This is a genomic window from Heyndrickxia sp. NPDC080065 (assembly GCF_050281185.1).
In the GTDB taxonomy this organism is placed as follows: domain Bacteria; phylum Bacillota; class Bacilli; order Bacillales; family Bacillaceae_C; genus Heyndrickxia.
Map to the genome: position 1 here is coordinate 103051 of NZ_JBNNWS010000016.1, position 18114 is coordinate 121164.

The window sequence follows — 18114 nt, forward strand, 5'->3', positions numbered from 1 at the left end:
AACAGTCTATTACTAACTTTATAGGAGAGGGGATCAGATGAAAAAAATAGGAAAAGTACTAGTTTTAACATCAAGTATATTAATAGCTGCTCCTTTAATGTCCAATACACCATTTGACATTATAATGGCAGAGGCAAGCAGCAATATTAAAATGAAGAAAACTTCTTTTAAAACAACCGCTAATTTAAACATACGGAAGGGAGCAGGAACAAAATACAAAGTTAGTTATACTATACCGAAAGGAAAAATTGTAACATCTACCTTAAAAAATGGCACTTGGTACAAAGTAACATATACATATAAGTCAAAAGGAAAAAGTATAACTAAAACAGGCTGGGTTAGCCGAACTTATTTAAAAGAATATTATCAGTACACTAAAATAGCCAAATCGTATTATTTTACAAAAACGACGACGAAGCTCTACTCCACGCCTGATACAAAGAAGAAAGCAGTTTACACCATCCCGGGAAAGAACGGATTTTATTCTACTCAAAAAGTAGTGAATAGTGTTGGACAAACATGGTTCCGAATTTCTTATAAAGGAAAAGTACTTTATGTAAATAGTAATAGTGTCAGCAAAAACTCTTTTACATCGTTTGCCAAAACTAAATACACAGCCAATAAAGATACATACCTATTTCATTCCTATGGAAATGTAAATAAAAAACTAGTGAAAATTCCCAAAGGAACTATTGTCCAATCTACTAAAAAAATTAGCGATTGGTATAGTATAACTTTCAATGGGAAATCTGGATATATCTACATTAAAGATTTTTCCCCAATTGCTGTTATAACTGAAAAAAAGATTGAAGATACAACCTTTATTACAACTGCTGGATTAAATCTTAGAAAAACAGCAGATGTGTCATCTACTATACTAACTACAATCCCGAACTCAAAAATCGTAGTTGCAACCCATAAAGTTTCCAATGGATGGTATAAGGTAAGATACGGCAGTAAAATTGGCTATGTAAGTGGCAGCTATATCAAGGAAGTGAGAACTGGTGATCCAATAACGAGTCGAACTGGGTATCAATTCATTGATTTACGAACGAAGTCACCCGTAACAGCTAAGCAAATTAATGACTATATAGCAAAATATGTGAAGGCAACAGGTAAAATAAGTGTACTGACCGGTAAGGGGCAAGCATTTATTAATGCAGGAAACAAGTATGGAGTAAATGCACTTTATTTAGCTGCCCATGCGATTCATGAAAGTGCCTATGGAACCTCTAATATTTCATTAGGCAAAAATAATTTATTTGGATTTGGGGCCTATGATGCTACTCCATTTGTCGCTGCTTATCGTTTTGCAACAGTAGACCTTAATATTGACTATATTGCCCGGGAAATGAAAGCTACTTACTTAAACGATAAAAATTGGAAGTATAATGGACCATATTTAGGTTTCAGTACAAAAGATTTAAAAAATACACGAATCGATTCGAATAGTGAAGGAATGAATTTTTACTATGCAAGTGATCCTTATTGGGGTAAAACAATCGCTAAGCATATGGAGAATATACTACCTTTTGATAAAGCCTATTACAGCAAGGCTGTAGCGAATACTGTTGTTCCAGCTCAACCTGAAAAACCTGATGGCAGCGATATTTTTCCAAATGGGATCCAAGCAGTTGCCAATCAGGATATAGTATTAAATAGTAAACAAGGAGTAAACGATGCCGTTAAAAAGCTCAAGAAAAAATCAACGTTTTTCTTAATTGAAAAAACGAATGATTATTGGGTTAAAGTAAAGGTCGATAATAAAATATACTGGACAAATGATATTAATTTTGTTACTTACAAAAAATATTTATCTGTCCAAAATTTAGGAAGGGTTACTGCTACAGCATTAAATGTCCGTAGTGCTCCTAACTCAACCACTATAGGAACATTAAATCTTAATGACTATGTACAGATTGTTTTGCAAAAAGACGGTAAGCTAACAATGGATAGCACAAAAACTTGGTACAAAGTGACATTGGCTAATGGAAAAACAGGCTGGGTAAGTGCAAAATATATTGTGGATGAGCTTAAATAAAGCTAATTTATCCATTTGAAAAATTGTTTCCTCTAAACAGAGAGGATAAAAATATTACGCATAAAAAAGAAGAAGCACACTTTCTGCTTCTTCTTTTAATATTGAAACTTACGTTAAATTTACTCCTTGTTACTAATGAAATTTCTCTTAACTAATTCTTGTAAATAATTGATCATATCATTTCTTAAATCTTCTCTAGAGAGCGCCATTTCTATTGTTGTTTTAATAAATCCAAATTTTTCACCAACGTCATACCGTGTACCTTCAAAATTATATGCATATACTTTTTGTTTTTCGTTTAGTTTTTGAATGGCATCTGTTAATTGAATTTCTCCACCAGAACCAATTTGTTGTAAATCTAGGTAGTCAAATATTTCAGGTGTTAGTACATAGCGCCCCATGATGGCAATATTGGAAGGCGCCTCTGCAATTTCTGGCTTTTCCACAAAATTATTAACTTCATATAATCGTCCAAGTTGTTTAAGTGGATCAATGATACCATATCTATATGTTTCATTATCAGGAACCTGCTGTACTCCGATTACAGGAGAATCCACTTCTTGAAATACATTCATAAGTTGTTTTAAACAAGGTGTACTAGATTGAACAATATCATCACCAAGTAAAACTGCAAAAGGCTCATTACCAATAAATTTTCTTGCACACCAAATTGCATGCCCAAGACCTTTTGGTTCTTTTTGTCGTATATAATGAATGTCAACTTTAGAAGGCTGACGAACCTTTTCAAGAAGTTCAAACTTTTCCTTTTGAATTAAATTATCTTCTAATTCAAAAGCATAGTCAAAATGATCCTCAATCGATCTTTTACCCTTACCAGTTACAATAATAATATCTTCAATTCCGGATTCGACTGCTTCTTCAACAATATATTGAATGGTTGGTTTGTCTACAATCGGAAGCATTTCCTTTGGCATGGCTTTCGTTGCAGGAAGAAATCTTGTACCTAAACCAGCTGCCGGGATAATTGCTTTTTTTACTTTTTTCATTTCTGTTCACCTCTATTAAGTTGACTCTCCACTAAATTGTATTACATATCAGCTTTATTAAAAAGAGAAATGGTTGAAGATAATGTGTCTAAATAATAATAACATTATTGACTTATTTTTCAAAAACATGTAAAACCCTCTTTAGCATCTATGATTCAGGAGTAAAGAAAAGGGACGGAAACCAGCATCCATCCCTAGAGCAATTATTCATGAAAAATCTTTTCTACAACTTTTTTCGATGCTTCACCATTATCCCAGTCACAAAACCTTAGATAAAATTGGTCATAAATTTCTCGATATTGATCATTAACTTTATCAATGTTAGCAATAGCATCAATGACCTCATCAGATGTTCTTAGTAATGGACCTGGGACCTCATTTTCAATATTAATATAAAAACCTCTTAGGGTATCACGATATTTCTCTAAATCATAAGTAAAGAATAAAATCGGTCTTTTTAAATTAGCATAATCGAAAAATACAGAAGAATAATCTGTAATTAATATATCTGAGATTAAGTATAATTCTGCGATATCATCGTATTTTGAGAAATTATATGCAAATCCTTCTAATCCGCTTGTCTCAATGTCATCTGCAATAAAATAATGCATTCTTAAAGCAACTACATATTCATTACCAAGCTGCTCTTTCAGTTTTTGTAAATCTAATTTTAAATTAAATTTATATTTTCCAGGTTCATAGAATTCGTCATCTCTCCATGTTGGAGCATAAAGAATGACTTTCTTATCAAGGGGAATATTTAACTTCCCTTTAAGGCTCCTAATGTACGCTTCATTATTCTTTTGATATAAAATATCATTTCGCGGGTAGCCAAACTCTAACATCGTTTTCTCAAACTTAAAGGCCCTTCTAAATATTTCTGAAGAATATTGATTCGGAGAGATTAAATAATCCCAACGTCTAGACTGCTGATAGAAATGCTTTTTATAATTTGGATTGGCTGAATAGATATCATTCATATCAAACACCAGTTTTTTCAATGGAGTACCGTGCCATGTTTGTAAATAAATATTCCCCGGGCGTTTATTTAAATGTAATGGTAAACGTGAATTACTTACCCAATATTTTGATGTAGCTAGATAATAATAATAGGACAAGCTAAAACGTTTTACTTGTTTCGCATTTCCTTGAATGTCTCTTCCTTTTTTATTAAAAATCCAGACGTATTTGTAATTCATATTATTTTGTAACATATACTCATAGATGTATTTTGGACTATCAGAATAATTTTTTCCTAAAAAACTCTCGAAAACAATCGTTCTTTCTTTTAACGGCAACTTCATAAATAGTGTTCTGTATAATTGAATATAAATTTTTCGCTTACTCCCAATCGCCCTTTTTATATTTCTTGCAAAATGATGGAAGCTCATTAGCTTTGAGAATTGATCTTGTTTTCTTTTCAGCAAAAACTTAAATTCATTTCGTACAACCATGTTCAACCTTTTCCATTTTGACTGATCCACTTTTTCTGCAGAAATTGCAACTTCATTGAAATAGTTATTGATAATATCTCGTTTAGAAAATAGCATTACAATATTTTTTCTGTAAAAATTTAAAAATAACTCATCTAAATAAGTAATAGCACGATCATTGTTTTTATATTCTTCTTTTAAATCATTAAAAATACTTAAAAAATCCATTAAAATTTTTTCATTTTCACGCTGCATTATAGCTGGATTTGAGATTGGATCGTTGCGCAATCTTTTAAAATAATAACAGGATCGGACATAGGAAGTAGACTCCATACGTTGCACCATTTGAGTGATAAAGGGTAACTCGGAATAACATTCTACCTTCTCTGAAAATCTTAAATGATTTTTATTAACAAATTCCGTAGAAATTAATCTATGTAAAATGGAACAATTTCTAAAATGTCTGTTTAGGTTTGTAATTTCTACTAGCTCAATCTCTAATTCTATGTTTTTACTATCCTCTTTTGTTTTTATTTTCCTTTGCTGTCCGGAAATCATATTATTATCGCCGATGTTTTCCACTAACAACTGAATGGCATCAAGTGAAAGAAAATCATCACTATCAAGAAAATAAACATAATCTCCTGTTGCATTTTTTATTCCTAAATTCCTTGAATAACCGACTCCTTTGTTTTCACTTAAGTGAATGGAGTGAATTCTTTCGTCTTTATCGGAAAACTCTTTCATAATTTCCTGTGATTGATCTGTTGATCCATCATTGATTAACAAAATTTCAATATTTTTATAGGTTTGATTTACTACTGAATCTAAGCAATCCGATAAAAACTCAGAAGTATTATAGATAGGAATAATAATTGAAACTTTTTTCATTTTTTTTAGGTTAACTCTCCTTAATTTGATAATTTTGAGATGGCTTTTTAGATAAACAAAAAAATTCCACATAAAAGGAATTGTTAAAATTTACTTTTATTAAAAAACTTTCATCTAATATTCATTATAAATTTAACATAAATAATAAAAAATTTCATTTGTCTATTGAAATTTCCCTTTATCTTTATTTCAAAAAGAACAAAAATTACCAAGTGAAATTATAAAATCCTTTTCAACTACCCATACTATGGAGAGAAATGTAATGATCTTCCATAGGAAAGATGAATAAGAGTCATTGACTACAATTAATCAGCTTTTCATGGGTTTTGCGGAGGAAGAAATGGTTATCAAAAAAATTAACAGTAAAACATTAAAAAGGAGACTTTACTTTGTACTTAGCCCATTAAAAAGATATCTCCTTGATAAAGGATTTCGAAAACGAGCGATTTATACAAAATATATGAATAAGAAACCGATTAATGAAAAAATGATTTTTTACGAGGCATACCATGGTCAGAGTATGACTGGCAATCCATATGCTGTGTTCAAATATTTAATTGAACATCCGAGCTTTCAAAATTATCTGCATGTATGGGCTATTAAGGATAAAGCGGAAATTCAGGAAGATTATAAAAAAAAACCTAATGTATATTTTGTTCGTTATCAGAGTATTGCCTATGTGAAATGCCTTGCTACCGCAAAATATTTAATTAACGATACAACTTTCCCTTATTATTTCCACAAAAGAAAAGAGCAGATCTATGTTAATATCTGGCACGGTACTCCATTAAAAACGATGGGGATTGATATTAAAAATCGGGGGCTATCCGATCATAAAAATATCCAGAGAAACTTTTTATTTGCTGATTATATGGTTAATCCAAATCAATTTACCGCTGAAAAATTGCTGAAATCACATGAAGTATATACCATTTTCAATGGAAAGGTTTTGGATACAGGTTACCCTCGTGTTGATTTAATGTTTCATGCAGACAAAGAGAAATTAAGGAAAAAGCTGTCTATTCCTTCTCATAAAAACATCATTCTTTATGCCCCAACTTGGCGGGGAAAATTAGGAGAAGAGAAAAATGAAAGTGAAAAATTATTACATGACATTCAGCAAATTCAAAAGAATATAAGCGACGAGTACGTTGTTCTACTTAAATCACACTACTACGCTTACAAGTTTTTTAAAGAACAGAAAATGGAGTCTATATGTGTGCCAAATAGGATAGATACGAATGAATTATTATCGATTGTCGATCTTTTAATCACAGACTACTCCAGTATTTTCTTTGAATTTCTTCCAACAAACAAATCTATTATTTTTTACACGTATGATGCTGAAGAATATGTGGAGGAACGCGGCACATATATAGATTTGGATGAACTTCCAGGTCCTATTTGTAAAACGGTGAATGATGTAATTAAGAGTATTCATCATTTAGATGATGAAAAAAGACGGCATCAGGAATCATATGATATTTTTCTAAAAAAATATTGTTACCATGATGATGGTAAAGCAACATCTAGGATTGTTGATATTGTTTTTCTTGGAAAACCAACAGAACACCAAATCAAAGTAGGTACTGATAAAACAAAGATTTTAATTTATGGTGGCGGCTTTCTTAATAATGGCATCACTACTTCATTTATAAACTTATTAAATGCAATTGATTACAATAAGTATGATGTCACAGTTGTTGACTATGGAAATAATAATAAAGAGGAAAAATTAAATAATATAAAAAAAATTAATAAAAATGTTAAATATTTATATCGAGTCGGTTCATGGAATGCAACTCTATCCGATTGGTATCGGCATAGTTTGATGCTTCGCAGAGGGATTTACACAGAATTTATGGAAAAGACAGTACCGTCACATATGTACAAAAGAGAATTGGAGCGAATGATTGGCGGAGCTAAATTTGATATAGGCATTGATTTTAGTGGATACAGTCCATTCTGGGCTATCATTATGGCATTTGGCGATTTTAAAAAGAAAAGCATTTATTTACATAATGATATGGGACAGGAAATCCAGAAAAAGGTAAATAATAGATATCCTCACCGTAAGAATTTAAAGGTCATTTTTTCACTTTATAACTATTTCGATAAAGTGATATCAGTATCCAATCTTACAAATGAACAAAACCGGAATAGCTTAAGTCATATTGTAAAGGATCATTTTCATAAAATGGACTTTGTCATAAATACAATTGATTATAAAAAAGTTCTCTCAATGAAAAATGAATACCAATATGAATTTAGTATCGAAAATGATTTTTCAGCGATTAGTAGTGCAATTGAAAGAAACACATTTCCTATGCCTAATAAAAGTGACATCAACTTTATTAATATTGGAAGACTTGGTCCTGAAAAGGATCAAGAAAAATTAATAAATTCTTTTTCAGAAGTTGTTAAAAATAATGACTCTGTGAAGCTTTATATTGTAGGGGATGGGGTTTTGAAAGAGGATTTATTCAATCAAGTTGAAAGACTTAAATTAGAAGATAAAGTGATCTTTACTGGTCAGATTAATAATCCTTATTTTTTGTTAAATCAATGTGATTGTTTTGTTCTTTCGTCAAATCATGAAGGCCAGCCGATGGTTTTACTTGAAGCACTTATTTTAAAGAAGCCTATTATTGTTACTGATATACCAGGTTCTAGAAGTGTAGTTGGAGATGGATATGGGTTAATTGTTGACAACTCTGTTAACGGATTAATAAGTGGGATGAATCAATTTATAGAAGAAAGAAAGCTAGCTATGAATGATTTTGATTACGAGAAATATAGTGCTGAGGCAATCAATATGTTTTATGAAAAGGTTTGCAGCTTAGAAGCTGGAGGTGAAGGATGAGATTCAAAGAAATCGGCTAGTTAGCCGATTTCTTTATCTCACTAGTTATATTTTTTGTTTCAATAGTAATTCTTCCATAAACTTCAATACATCTTCTTGCAGTTCCTCATTTTGTAAAGCAAATTCAATCGTTGTTTTGACGAATCCTAATGTTTCACCAACATCAAAGCGTTTACCTTCAAAGTCGTATGCAAAGACACTTTGAACATCGTTTAATTTTTGAATCGCATCTGTCAACTGAATTTCTCCTCCAGCACCTGCTTCTTGTTTTTCCAAAAATGAAAATATTTCAGGTGTTAGAATGTATCGTCCCATTATTCCTAAGTTAGATGGTGCTGTTCCCGGATCGGGTTTTTCTACAAAATAATTCACTTCATACAGTCTGTCTTCTTGATTTGCCGGATCAATAATTCCATAACGATAAGTTTCCTCTTCCGGTACTTGCTGTACCCCAATAACCGATGAATTTGTCTCTTCAAATTGCTTGATTAGCTGCAGTAAACAAGGAGTTTCACTTTGAACTATATCATCTCCTAAAAGCACGGCGAATGGTTCATTACCTATAAATTTTCTCGCACACCAGATGGCATGACCTAAACCCTTTGGTTCCTTTTGACGGATATAATGGATGGTCGCTAAATTTGATGAGTATTGTACTTTATTTAACAAATCAAATTTTCCTTTATTAACTAAATTCAACTCTAATTCTGGAGCATTGTCAAAATGATCCTCAATTGCACGTTTTCCTTTACCAGTTACAATAATAATATCCTCAATTCCCGATGCAACCGCTTCTTCGACTATGTATTGAATCGTTGGTTTGTCAACTATCGGCAGCATTTCCTTTGGCATCGCTTTTGTTGCTGGTAAAAATCTAGTACCTAATCCAGCAGCAGGAATGATCGCCTTCCTAACTTTATTCATGCCTTCCCCCCTATTTTGATGATGTATAGCAGAAACATATGGTGCCTAATTTTTTGTGTATATTAATGTATGAATAATATGTTTGGAATAAAACTAAATAATTAAGACTCTTTTCTTAAACTTTTGCTTTTAAATCGAAAATCATAAGTAAGAAAGATATATCTTTTAAGAAAAGATGCCCTAAAGCTACATGATATTAGGATGATAGCCCATATACGAAATAGCAGCAGGTTAAAATCGGCTTTAAGATTTTTAACAATCAATGTGAAAACAGCCTTACATTAATATTTACAACAAACTTGATGAAATTTCCTTCTCGTTTCCTAGCGGACAATAAAAAAACTACTCCATTCTTACATGGAGTAGTTCTGCTCGTTATTGTTTGGCTTCATTTGAATAGATTGTTTCTTTTTGGATAAGTTCTCATTCTATATTAATTTTGGTGATAAGCTCTTTTCCCTATATAATAAATTCCATTCAAATTGGAAGATAAATTCGAATCGTAAAAATCCTAATACCGATTTTTACTTATTTTAAGAAACAACAAAGCTTACGAAAAGAGCCTTATTGTTTCACTTTCTCTTTTTCTTCCACTTTCTTATCCATTCGGATTCGATCTCTTTCTAAAATCGGTCTTAAATACTTTCCGGTATAGGATTCAGGGAGTTCAGCTATTTTTTCAGGTGTTCCTGTCCCCACAATGGTACCGCCTTTTGCACCACCCTCTGGTCCGAGATCGATTAGATAATCCGCGGTTTTAATAACGTCAAGATTATGTTCAATGACCAAAACAGTGTCACCATTATCGACTAGTCGCTGTAATACATCAAGAAGTCTTGATATATCATCGACATGAAGCCCTGTTGTTGGTTCATCAAGTATATATAATGACTTCCCATTCGATCTTCTATGGAGCTCAGATGCCAATTTAACACGTTGTGCCTCCCCGCCTGAAAGGGTCGTAGCAGGCTGCCCAAGTTGAATATAACCTAAGCCTACATCTAATATCGTTTGCAGCTTCCGTTTAATTTTAGGAATATTTTCGAAAAACTCTACAGAATCTTCGACTGTCATATTAAGTACATCTGCTATATTTATTCCTTTATATTTCACTTCTAATGTTTCACGATTATAACGCTTTCCATGACATACTTCACATGGAACATACACATCTGGAAGGAAATGCATTTCAATTTTAATAATTCCATCACCACGGCACGCTTCACAGCGGCCGCCTTTCACATTAAAACTAAATCGCCCTTTTTTATACCCGCGGATTTTTGCTTCATTGGTAGCTGCAAACACATCACGAATATCATCGAATACTCCAGTGTAGGTTGCTGGGTTTGAACGAGGTGTACGACCAATAGGTGACTGATCAATATCGATTACTTTTTCAAGATAATCAATTCCTTTTATCTCTTTATGCTCACCAGGCTTAGCTTTCGCACGATTTAGCTTTTGTGCCAAGGTCTTGTGTAAAACTTCGTTAACTAAAGTACTTTTCCCTGAACCTGATACACCAGTTACAGCTACAAAACTTCCTAGCGGGAACTTTACACTGATATTTTTAAGATTATTTTCTTTTGCACCCTTAATTTCTATATATCGACCATCAGGCTTGCGTCGATTAATCGGAAGAGGGATAAACTTTTTCCCTGATAAATACTGCCCCGTTAAGGAGTGAGGATCATTCATAACTTCCTCAGGTGTTCCTGCCGATATAATTTCTCCACCATGAACCCCAGCCCCTGGACCAATATCGATTAAATAGTCAGCAGCAAGCATCGTGTCTTCATCATGTTCAACAACAATTAACGTATTGCCAATGTCTCTCATATTTTGAAGAGTTTGAATCAGTCGGTCATTATCCCGTTGGTGTAAACCAATTGAAGGCTCATCTAAAATATAAAGAACACCTGTAAGCCTTGAACCAATTTGCGTTGCTAGACGAATCCGTTGTGCCTCCCCGCCAGACAAAGTTCCTGCTGCACGGCTTAATGTCAAATATTCCAAACCGACATTGACAAGAAAGCCAAGTCGTTCACGGATTTCCCGGAGAACTAAATTAGCAATTTGTTTTTCTTTTTCAGTAAGATCAAGCTGTAAAAATAATTGATCAGCATTTTCAATGGAGAGCTCTGTTACCTCTCCAATATGTTTGTTATTAATTTTTACGGCTAGGGTCTCTTCTTTTAATCGATAGCCTTTACACTTTGGACATGCTTGTTGTCCCATGTATTTTTCCATTTGCTCACGAATGTAATCAGAACTCGTTTCTCGATATCGTCTTTCTACATTTCGAATAACGCCTTCAAATTTGATATTGCCTTCGCGAATTTGGCCAAAATCATTTTCATAGCGGAAATAAATTGATTCATCACCACTGCCAAATAATATTTTATCCAACTGATCTTTAGGGAGATCCTTTACAGGCGTATCCATATCAATACCAAAATGAGTGCAAACCGCTTCTAGCAGTTGTGGATAGTACTGTGAACTTACCGGCTCCCACGGAGCAATGGCATGTTCTTTTAAAGAAAGTTCAGGATTAGGAATGATTAAATCTTTCTCTACCTCAAGCTTTGTTCCAAGACCATCACATTCTGGACAAGCACCGAATGGGCTATTAAAAGAAAACATCCTTGGCTCTAATTTATCAATTGAAAATCCACAATGTGGACATGCTAAATGTTCGCTAAATAAAAGTTCTTCTTCACCATTGACATCAATAATGACTTTTCCGTCAGCCAATTTTAATGCAGTCTCAAGTGAATCAGCAAGGCGAGAAGTTACTTCTTCTTTAATAACAATACGATCGACTACCACTTCAATAGAATGCTTTTTATTTTTTTCTAATACAATGTCTTCTCCTAAATCAAGCATCTCTCCATCAACACGAACACGCACAAAGCCTTGCTTTTTAATGTCCTCCAGGACTTTAACATGGGCACCTTTTCTTCCAGAAACGATTGGTGCCAATACTTGAAGTTTCGTTCTTTCAGGATATTCCATAATACGATCGACCATTTGTTCAATCGTTTGAGAGGTAATTTCGATTCCGTGTGTTGGACAAATCGGCCTCCCTACTCTTGCAAATAAAAGCCGTAAATAATCATAGATTTCCGTTACGGTTCCAACAGTCGAGCGTGGATTTCGACTTGTTGTTTTTTGATCAATAGATATGGCTGGAGACAAGCCTTCAATCGCATCCACATCGGGCTTATCCATCTGTCCTAAAAATTGTCTAGCATAGGCAGATAGTGATTCCACGTATCGACGTTGTCCTTCTGCATAAATCGTATCAAAAGCTAAAGATGATTTTCCTGATCCAGATAAACCGGTTAAGACAACTAATTGATCTCTTGGGATCGTGACATCAATATTTTTTAGATTATGTGCTCTCGCTCCTTGAACGATGATTTTATCTTTTGCCATTAAAACGTCATCCTTCCGCTTTCAATTCTAATAGTGTGTCTCGAAGCTGTGCTGCTCGTTCAAAGTCGAGGGCTTTTGCTGCTTCTTTCATTTCTGTTTCTATTTGTAGGATTAATTTTTCTCTATCAGCTTTTGTTAATTTAGTTGGCTTTGTTGTAGTTACATATTCTTCTGTTTCTTCTGCTGCACGGGTTGCACGAATCACATCCCGAATACCCTTTTGAATCGTTTGCGGTGTAATGCCGTGCTTTTTGTTGTATTCTTCTTGTACCGTACGGCGACGCTTTGTTTCTTCAATCGCTTTTGCCATAGAATCCGTTATTTTGTCAGCATACATAATTACTTGCCCGCGAGCATTACGGGCAGCACGACCAATCGTTTGAATTAGTGAACGTTCTGAACGAAGGAAACCTTCTTTATCTGCATCAAGTATCGTAACTAATGATACTTCAGGGATATCAAGTCCTTCCCTTAAAAGATTAATTCCCACTAGAACATCATATTTTCCAAGCCGCAAATCTCTAATGATTTCGATTCGTTCTAATGTTTTAACCTCTGAATGAAGATACTGAACCTTTATCCCAACTTCCTTTAAATAATCCGTTAAGTCTTCTGACATTTTTTTCGTTAATGTTGTGACGAGTACTCTCTCGTTTCGGGACACTCTATCATTAATTTCACCTAGTAAATCATCTATTTGGCCTTCAATTGGGCGTACATCAATTGTCGGGTCAAGAAGACCGGTAGGACGAATAATTTGTTCGACCATTTCAGGTGTGTGTTCGATCTCATATGGTCCAGGTGTAGCCGATACATAAACAATTTGATGTACATGCTTTTCAAATTCTTCAAATTTTAATGGGCGGTTATCTAAGGCAGATGGCAAGCGGAAACCATGATCAACAAGAACCTGCTTACGCGCTTGGTCACCATTATACATACCGCGAACTTGAGGAAGGGTCACATGCGATTCGTCAACAACAATTAAAAAGTCTTCAGGGAAATAGTCTAGTAGTGTATATGGTGTGGATCCTGAAGGGCGTAGTGTTAAATGACGGGAATAGTTTTCAATACCTGAGCAAAAACCCATTTCCCGCATCATTTCTAAGTCATAATTTGTCCGCTGCTCAAGCCTTTGTGCTTCTAACAATCGATTATTTTCTCGTAGATCCTTTAAACGATCTTCCAATTCTTTTTCAATATTTTGGATGGCTACTCGCATTTTTTCTTCTCTCGTTACGAAGTGGGATGCTGGAAAAATAGCTACATGTTCACGGTCACCGATGATTTCACCTGTTAACGCATCCACTTCACGGATTCGATCAATCTCATCACCAAAGAACTCAACACGGATACAATGCTCATCCTTTGATGCAGGAAAAATTTCAACGACATCTCCTCTTACACGAAAGGTTCCGCGTTGAAAATCAATATCGTTCCTTGCAAACTGAATATCGACCAATTTGCGAAGGAGCTGATTTCTTTCTATTTCCATACCCGTTCTTAATGAAAGCACCATTTCCCGATACTCTTCCGGAGAACCTAGACCGTAAATACAGGAAACACTCGCAATAATAATGACGTCATCTCTTTCAAATAAGGAAGAGGTTGCTGAGTGCCGTAATTTATCGATTTCATCATTTATGCTTGAATCCTTCTCGATAAATGTATCAGTTTGTGGGACATAGGCTTCTGGTTGATAGTAGTCGTAGTAGCTTACAAAATATTCAACTGCGTTATTCGGAAAAAATTCCTTAAACTCACTGTACAGCTGTCCTGCCAATGTTTTATTATGAGCAATGATTAATGTTGGTTTATTCACTTCCTTAATGACATTGGAAATGGTAAATGTTTTCCCCGTTCCTGTTGCACCTAGCAAGGTTTGATATTTTTTTCCGCTGCGAATTCCTTCAACAATTTTTCGAATCGCTCCTGGCTGATCCCCTTGCGGCTGATATTTCGACACTAGCTCAAATTGCTCGTTCAATTGATTTTCCTCCCATCCATTAAAGACTGCTCTATAGTTAGCCTTTTTTCTAAGACCTAGATTACACATTTTATTCATACTTCTTATTTTACCACAAACAGGTGTTTCTTAACCAGAAAAAAGCGAACAAATTTTCGGTTTTAATTAGGGATTGGATCTATTTACGAAAAGCAAAAATCTTTACGAAAACAACCAATAATAAAAAAGAACCTCAAAATTGGTTCTTTTCTTTTTACTATATTCTTTTTTCTAATGTAAATAGCTCTTCCTCTAAAGAATTCATCCGTTGATTCACCATTTTTTGCGCATCATAAATGGCTTGATTATAAAAAATGGGACCTAGTTTTTCCTTTATAAATATAAAATAATTTTCCGCAGCCAGGTCTCCTATTTCTTCATCTCTTTCATTCAGAAAAAAATGTTGGATCTCTCTAATTGCATTTTCTTTCATTTCTTTTGATATTTTCATCTGCTAAAACCCCTTAATGAATAAGAATGGAATAGTCATCAAAACAACCATAATAATCGGTATTACCTGAACGAGCTTAAAGGTTTTGAACGAGATATCCTTCTCAAAAAATGGTATCATTACCGGGGCAAAAAACCAATTGGCGATTCGACTTGCTCTTGACTTTTTTACAGAAAAATCAGGAACCGATATTTCGAATTCGTGTAATGTTTTTTTTAGTAAGGCGTCTTGTTCTTCCTGGTTATTTTTCATCGTCTTTCACCTCTAAGTCTTCTTTTAATCTCTTAAGTGCACGACTCAATCTTGATTTCACGGTTCCTAGCGGAATATTTAAGACCTCTGCTATATCCTTTTGAGTTAAATCATGATAATACATTAAAATAACTACCGCACGCAAGTTTTCCGGCAACGCTTGTAGGGCTGCCCGAACCGTTAATTTTTCCTCTGACGATATAGGCTGAGAAATTGGCTGGGCTAGAAAAGGGAGTAAGGCTTTAAGACGATTTTGACGGTTTATTTTCGTTATCATCGTATTGTAGGCAATTTGAAATAAATAGGTTTTGAATGATCCCTTTTCAGGATTATATTGATGTTTTTTCTTATGAAGCTTTTCAAATGTATCTTGAACAATATCAATGCTGAGCTGTTCATTGTTTGTATAACGATAAATAAAGCAATATAGGGGGTTTTTATAAGCTAAATAAATCGAATCTAGTGCATCAAGCTTTCCTTGTTGAAACTCGATAAATAATTCTTCGCAATTATTTAAACTCATCTGACCACCGCTCTTTAATTCCTTTATAAACAAAAGCAAGTTTTGTAATTAACCAAATAAATGTGAGTAGGCTAAAAACAAAGGTTTGATGAATAAAAAACTGAATAATTGGGCTCGCTATTGTATCCCCTCTTAGTAAAAAGATAAATAATCCTATTATACAAAGAAAGGTGTATATCGCCGATATTAAGATAATTGTATCCCAACGAGTCCAATAAAAGTAAATATCAGTTTTTTTAAAATCAACTTTCCCCCAACGATCTTTTACTACTTTTTTATGCATCGTAGCAACGACACCTGCAAAAGTGGTACCAAGAACTGCCACGACAGCACTACTTATGATCCAGCCGATTGATGTCATAATAAAACCACCTTTCTCCTATTTTACATACTTATACAAATGAAAGGTGGAAAAAGTTCTGATTAATTTATTATTTTACAAACTATCTGATTTTAAAATAAAGAAAAACGCTCATTGCATCTGTAATCATATGCACTAAGCGTTTTTACTTTCAGTATCTTTTGGTTTCTTTTTATTCCGATTGACCATTCTATTTGCATAGTAAAAACCAATGGTTAATGAAGCTGCATCAATGATAAACAATACCCATGTATGAGTATATCCTTTATATACAGAAGCAACGATCAATGCAACCGTTAATACTAATCCAACGATGTGATTATATGTAACCCTGGTGAAAAAAACGACAAGAATTCCAGGCAGAAAGATTGCCGCAATAATTTTATCTAGCATAAACCTCACCTCTAAGAAAAAAATCCTACCTCTATTTTTTTCTAAAACTGAAAAAAATACAAGAGGTAGGAATAAATTTCTTAAGACTCTAAATTTCCTTTAATTCATTTTTTGGTAATCTCATTTAATATACTACGTTTAATAAACATAAATCATACCTAGTCGGCAGTATTTCTTTGAGAAAATATTAAACACTTTTCATTTTCTTAATTAAGTCAAATGCGAAAAAAGCCTTCATTAAATACTTGCTTTTTTCTTCTCTTCTTTAAAGAACATCATAATGATCATTCCTATACAAAGAACAATAACTGCTGAGTAAAACCCGGATGCCATACTGCCCGTAAGATCTGCTAATAGACCTGTAAAGAATGGTGCAATGATTGAGGAAAGCATCCCCATAAAATTATAAAGACTAAACGCTACTCCATAATTTGATTCTTTAACATTCTCAGAGACCGCAGCGATCAGGAGTGGATCTAAAGCAATTTTTCCAAATAATCCATAAACAACTAATGCGACAATTAAAAGTGGAACACTATTTACATAAACCGTTGCCCATAATGCAATCGCTGCTATTGGAATCAGGATATATGCAAATGGTTTCTTCTTTCCCATTTTGTCTGTTAAATAACTGAAAAGTAAAGCACCAGGTATCGCAGCCAATGGTACTAAAGCCGAAATAAAGCCAACCTCACTCCCAGCAAATCCTCGTTCAGTTAATAAATATTTCGGAAGCCATGTTACAACGACAGTGAAACCATAAATAGAGCAAAACAGTACAAAAAAGACCACTAATAAATTACGGTTCTTTAATAATGATAGAACTGATACTTTCTCCTCAGGTTTTGTCGCCTCATTAGTTGCCTCTTTTGGCATAGTTTTTTTATTCTCTTTAACCATTAGTGAAATAACAATACCGACAAGAACCGTGAGCACCCCAAAGATATAAAATGGAATTCTCCAGCTCATTCCCATATCCAATACCAATGTACTGGACAAAATAAACCCTAAAGCAATCCCTAGCCCTGATCCACTATTAATGATTGCACTTCCAACTGTTCTATTTTTAGCTGGGATCGCTTCGGAGGATAAGGCAAATTGTGGACCGTAATAAGTAGCTGAAGCTAGTCCAGCAAGTGCCCTAGCTACTAAAAATCCTGTAAAACCAGCTAATATACCAGAGACACCAGTTAATACTCCATATAAAATAAATCCAATAACAAGCAGCTTTTTCCTGCCGAATTTATCGGCGAACGAGCCAGCAGGAATTTGTGCGATCGTGTATGTTAAAAAGAAAATACTATTTACCAATCCGAGTTGCGAGTTGTTAAGATGATAATCTAAGCCAATATTATCCAAAATAGGGTTTAAAAAGTATTTATTAGCATTAATAAACATCCATCCTAATGAAAATGCAAAAACTACCTTCCACCAATATGGAATTTTAAACTTAGTTTTAACGAAGTCATCTTTTTTTCTTATTGTTTCAGTTGACATGTTTTCCCCCCTCTAGGTGTTTCTCTTTAGGCTTA

The 18114-nt window shown here is 33.9% G+C and carries 13 protein-coding genes; 2 read left to right on the plus strand and 11 right to left on the minus strand.

From position 1 onward, the window contains the following. Positions 1 to 37 precede the first annotated feature (37 nt). Positions 38 to 2041 (plus strand): SH3 domain-containing protein, encoded by a 2004-nt coding sequence (locus ACQKP0_RS19095; RefSeq protein ID WP_427407420.1) that lies wholly within the window; start codon positions 38 to 40, stop codon positions 2039 to 2041. A 119-nt stretch (positions 2042 to 2160) separates the two neighbouring features. Here the strand turns inward: ACQKP0_RS19095 and galU (ACQKP0_RS19100) are convergent, their stop codons facing one another. Then, positions 2161 to 3048 (minus strand): UTP--glucose-1-phosphate uridylyltransferase GalU, encoded by an 888-nt coding sequence (gene galU / locus ACQKP0_RS19100; RefSeq protein ID WP_427407421.1) that lies wholly within the window; start codon positions 3046 to 3048, stop codon positions 2161 to 2163. Positions 3049 to 3251: 203 nt separating this feature from the next. Then, positions 3252 to 5372 (minus strand): bifunctional glycosyltransferase/CDP-glycerol:glycerophosphate glycerophosphotransferase, encoded by a 2121-nt coding sequence (locus ACQKP0_RS19105; RefSeq protein WP_427407422.1) that lies wholly within the window; start codon positions 5370 to 5372, stop codon positions 3252 to 3254. A gap of 340 nt (positions 5373 to 5712) precedes the next feature. Between ACQKP0_RS19105 and ACQKP0_RS19110 the strand changes: the two genes are divergently transcribed. Next, on the plus strand, positions 5713 to 8235 hold the full coding sequence (locus tag ACQKP0_RS19110; RefSeq protein WP_427407423.1) for a CDP-glycerol glycerophosphotransferase family protein: 2523 nt from the start codon (positions 5713 to 5715) through the stop codon (positions 8233 to 8235). A gap of 45 nt (positions 8236 to 8280) precedes the next feature. Here the strand turns inward: ACQKP0_RS19110 and galU (ACQKP0_RS19115) are convergent, their stop codons facing one another. From galU (ACQKP0_RS19115) to ACQKP0_RS19155, 9 genes are all read right to left on the minus strand, one after another. Then, positions 8281 to 9159 carry a UTP--glucose-1-phosphate uridylyltransferase GalU gene (galU, locus tag ACQKP0_RS19115; protein WP_427407424.1) on the minus strand — a complete coding sequence of 293 codons (879 nt, stop codon included), beginning with the start codon at positions 9157 to 9159 and terminating at the stop codon, positions 8281 to 8283. A 564-nt stretch (positions 9160 to 9723) separates the two neighbouring features. Further along, entirely contained in the window at positions 9724 to 12597 is a 2874-nt protein-coding gene (gene uvrA, locus ACQKP0_RS19120) for an excinuclease ABC subunit UvrA (protein WP_427407425.1), read from the minus strand. A gap of 7 nt (positions 12598 to 12604) precedes the next feature. Beyond that, a complete protein-coding gene (uvrB, locus tag ACQKP0_RS19125) occupies positions 12605 to 14584 on the minus strand; it encodes an excinuclease ABC subunit UvrB (RefSeq protein WP_427407426.1) in 1980 nt (659 codons plus the stop codon). Between the two features lie 235 nt (positions 14585 to 14819). After that, positions 14820 to 15053, minus strand: a complete 234-nt coding sequence (locus ACQKP0_RS19130) for a DUF2164 domain-containing protein (protein ID WP_427407427.1) — start codon at positions 15051 to 15053, stop codon at positions 14820 to 14822. Positions 15054 to 15056: 3 nt separating this feature from the next. After that, a complete protein-coding gene (locus ACQKP0_RS19135) occupies positions 15057 to 15305 on the minus strand; it encodes a hypothetical protein (protein WP_427407428.1) in 249 nt (82 codons plus the stop codon). After that, positions 15295 to 15828, minus strand: a complete 534-nt coding sequence (locus tag ACQKP0_RS19140) for an RNA polymerase sigma factor (RefSeq protein WP_427407429.1) — start codon at positions 15826 to 15828, stop codon at positions 15295 to 15297. Before ACQKP0_RS19140 ends, ACQKP0_RS19135 begins: the two co-directional genes overlap by 11 nt. Beyond that, positions 15815 to 16189 carry a hypothetical protein gene (locus ACQKP0_RS19145; protein ID WP_427407430.1) on the minus strand — a complete coding sequence of 125 codons (375 nt, stop codon included), beginning with the start codon at positions 16187 to 16189 and terminating at the stop codon, positions 15815 to 15817. Before ACQKP0_RS19145 ends, ACQKP0_RS19140 begins: the two co-directional genes overlap by 14 nt. Before the next feature lie 135 nt (positions 16190 to 16324). After that, positions 16325 to 16582 carry a CsbA family protein gene (locus ACQKP0_RS19150; RefSeq protein WP_427407431.1) on the minus strand — a complete coding sequence of 86 codons (258 nt, stop codon included), beginning with the start codon at positions 16580 to 16582 and terminating at the stop codon, positions 16325 to 16327. Between the two features lie 237 nt (positions 16583 to 16819). After that, complete coding sequence (locus ACQKP0_RS19155) at positions 16820 to 18079, minus strand: MFS transporter (protein ID WP_427407432.1); 1260 nt, start codon at positions 18077 to 18079, stop codon at positions 16820 to 16822. Between the last annotated feature and the right edge of the window lie 35 nt (positions 18080 to 18114).